3 protein-coding genes are annotated in these 3,373 nt (G+C 65.5%); 1 reads left to right on the forward strand and 2 read right to left on the reverse strand.

Annotation, left to right across the window (positions count from 1 at the left end; translation table 11 throughout):
* Positions 1 to 789 (forward strand): putative PEP-binding protein (locus B2W70_RS18015; protein WP_349677472.1); only part of this gene is annotated, 789 nt, incomplete at its 5' end.
* An 84-nt stretch (positions 790 to 873) separates the two neighbouring features.
* Here the strand turns inward: B2W70_RS18015 and B2W70_RS18020 are convergent.
* Entirely contained in the window at positions 874 to 2,823 is a 1,950-nt protein-coding gene (locus B2W70_RS18020) for an ATP-binding cassette domain-containing protein (protein ID WP_286747925.1), read from the reverse strand.
* 200 nt (positions 2,824 to 3,023) lie between these two features.
* The coding region (locus B2W70_RS18025) for a hypothetical protein (protein ID WP_286747927.1) at positions 3,024 to 3,373 on the reverse strand (350 nt) is incomplete at its 5' end.

A 3,373-nucleotide genomic window follows, 5' to 3' on the forward strand; every position in this document is an offset into this window, starting at 1 on the left:
GTCGAGGCCATGAAGGGCCTGCCCGTGGTCATTCGCACGGTGGACATCGGTGCCGACAAGCCGCTCGAGGGCCTGACGGCTTCCGAGCTGCGCCACGAGTCGGTGCTCAACCCGGCGCTGGGCCTGCGCGCGATCCGCTGGAGCCTGTCGGAGCCCAGCATGTTCCGCCGCCAGTTGCGCGCGCTCTACCGCGCGGCGGTGCACGGCCCGGTCAAGATCCTGATCCCGATGCTGGCCAGCCAGCGCGAGATCCGCCAGACGCTGGAGAACATCGCCCACGTGCAGCGCCAGCTGACCGAATCAGGCAAACCTTTTGGGCAGTGCGAGCTGGGCGCCATGATCGAGGTGCCGGCTGCTGCGTTGACCATGCCGCTGTTCTTGCGGCACTTCGACTTCGTCTCCATCGGCACCAACGACCTGATCCAGTACACGCTGGCCATCGACCGTGCCGACGAGGCCGTGGCCCATCTCTACGACCCTTGGCACCCGGCGGTGTTGCAGCTGATCCGCACGACGATTGCTCAGGCGCGGGCGGCGGGCAAGGGCGTGAGCGTGTGCGGTGAAATGGCGGGCGACCCGGTCTTCACCGAGTTCCTGTTGGCCATGGGCCTGCGCAGCTTCTCGATGCACCCCTCGCAGATCGCCTCGGTCAAGCAGCGGGTGCTGCGCGCCGACACGCGCCGGCTGGCGCCGCTGGTCGACGAGGTCATCCAGTGCGATGACCCGGAGGCCGCGTGCATGCAGGCGATGGCCGGTTGGGCCGCAGCGAAGCTGGCTTCGGCCGCCTGACTAACGCTTGCTCGCGCCCGGCTGGGCGCCGTGAGCACGGCGAACAGCGGTGAACCCTGAAGGCGTTCACCTCGCCGTCAACGCTCAGCGCGCGCCGAGCTCTTCCCAACGGGCCAGCGCCGCCATCAGCTCTTCGTCGATGGCTTCGACGCGGGCGTGCATGGTGGTCACGTTGCCGGCTTCCTTGCGGTAGATGTCCGGGTCGGCCAGCTGCTTGTTGAGCTCCGCCTGCTCGGCCTCCAAGGCTTCGATGCGGGCGGGCAGCTCGTCGAGCTCGCGCTGCTCTTTGTAGCTGAGCTTGCGTTTGGGTTGCGCCACCACGGGTGCAGCCGGGGCGGCAGCCGGTGCTGTGTCGGCGGCCACGGCCACGGGCGTGCGCAGGTTGGCCTCTGGCGTTTGCTTGACGGCGGCCGCGATGGCCGCCGCACCGGGTTTGCCGGCCGCGATGGCCTGCGCGCGGCGCGACTGGATCAGCCAGTCCTCGACGCCACCTTCGTACTCGCGCCACTGGCCGTTGCCTTCGGACACCAGGGTCGAGGTGACCACGTTGTCGAGGAAGCGCCGGTCGTGGCTGACCAGGAAGACGGTGCCCGGGTACTCGGCCAGCAGGTCTTCGAGCAGGTCGAGCGTGTCGATGTCGAGGTCGTTGGTGGGCTCGTCGAGCACCAGCACGTTGCTGGGCTTGGCGAACAGGCGAGCCAGCAGCAGGCGGTTGCGCTCGCCGCCGCTGAGCGTGCGCACGGGTGAGTTGGCTCGGGCCGGGGCGAACAGGAAGTCCTGCAGGTAGCCCATGACGTGCTTGCGCGAGCCGTTGATCTCGATCCACTCGCTGCCCGGGCTGATGAAGTCGGCCAGCGTGGCGTCGAGGTTGAGGTGGTCGCGCATCTGGTCGAAATAGGCGACGGCCAGGTTGGCGCCTTGCTTGACGGTGCCGCTGTCGGGTGCCAGCTCGCCAAGGATCATCTTGAGCAGCGTGGTCTTGCCAGCGCCGTTGGAGCCGACCAGGCCGACCTTGTCGCCACGCAGGATGGTGCCGGTGAAGCCCTTGACGATGGTGCGCCCACCGAAGGACTTGGAGACGCCTTCGAGCTCGGCGACGATCTTGCCGCCCCGGTCGCCTTGCGAGACCTCGAGCTTGACGCGGCCGACCACGTCGCGGCGCGAGGCGTGCGCGGCGCGCAGGCCTTCGAGGCGCTTGATGCGCGCCACCGAGCGCGTGCGGCGGGCTTCGACGCCCTTGCGAATCCAGACCTCTTCCTGCGCCAGCAGCTTGTCGAAGCGCGCGTTGGCCACGGCCTCGTCGGCCAGTTCTTGCGCCTTGAGGTTCTGGTAGGCAGCGAAGTTGCCGGGGTAGCTGCGCAGCAGGCCGCGGTCGAGCTCGACGATGCGGGTGCAGACGTTGTCCAGGAAGGCGCGGTCGTGGGAGATCAACACGATGCTGCCCTTGAACTCTTTGAGCAGGTCTTCCAGCCAGGTGATGGCGTCGAGGTCGAGGTGGTTGGTCGGCTCGTCGAGGAAGAGCACGTCGGGGCTGGCCACCAGGGCGCGGGCGAGGGCCACGCGCTTTTTCATGCCGCCCGACAAGCTGGCGATGGGCAGGTCGGCCGAGAGGTTCAGTCGCTGCAGGGTTTCTTCGACGCGCTGCTCCCAGTTCCAGCCGTTGCGGGCTTCGATCTGGGTCATGAGCGATTCCATCTGGTCGGCATCGCCTTCGCCATGCGTGATGGCCTCGAAGCGCTCACGCAGTTCGCGGATGTCACCCAGGCCTTCGCTGACGGTGCTCTCCACGGTGGCGCCGTCGGCGAACGAGGGCTCCTGCGGCACGTAGGCCATCTCGATGCCTTTTTGCGCCTGCACCTGGCCGTCGTCGAGCTTGTCGATGCCGACCATGATTTTCAGCAGCGAGGACTTGCCCGTGCCGTTGCGGCCGATCAGGCCGATGCGCTCGCCCGTCTCCAGCGCAAAAGAGGTGTGGTCAAGCAGGGCGACGTGGCCAAAGGCCAGGCACGCGTCGTTCAGGGACAGGACAGCCATGGGGGATCCGGGTGAGGGGCAACCCGGTATTGTCGCTGTTTGGCGTGACTTTCGGGACCTGCGTGTTACGCCTCACGATGTTCTTGCTTGCCTGGCACATTGGGGATCTATGGCAAGACACTAGAGACTAAGGCTCTGAGCTTTTCACTGTCGAATGCCTGGGTTGGGCGATCTGTGGATGCAGCTCTCGGGTGTGAGGTTCAGTATTCGTAGAAAAGCAAGTTGAAGGCGTTGGGCATTTCGGAGTAGTCCAAGCGATCTGCCGCGTTGCCTTGCAACTCATCCCAGGGGATTTCTAAGGCTCTCAGTTCATGAGCATCAAGGTAGGTCAGGCGAAGGTCTTCAGCGATTTTTTGGACCATGGCGACCAAGGCCGGAGAGGTCACCTGATCTTCTCGATGGTTGAGATCGCTCCAGCTCAGTGCGGTGATAAACGGCCCACGATAGCTGAGAGCAATCTTCCAACGCTCATCCTCTCCTACAACGAATTCCTCTGATAGATGGTTGGTTCTAGAGCCGTCACGCTTGACGATGAAATGCCATGCAATGC

It is taken from the genome of Aquabacterium sp. UBA2148 (genome assembly GCF_002328915.1).
GTDB lineage: Bacteria > Pseudomonadota > Gammaproteobacteria > Burkholderiales > Burkholderiaceae_C > Aquabacterium > Aquabacterium parvum.

Coding starts and splice junctions, on each gene's coding strand:
- B2W70_RS18020 (WP_286747925.1), bottom strand. CDS start 2,823: ATGGCTGTCCTGTCCCTGAACGACGCGTGCCTGGCCTTTGGCCACGTC.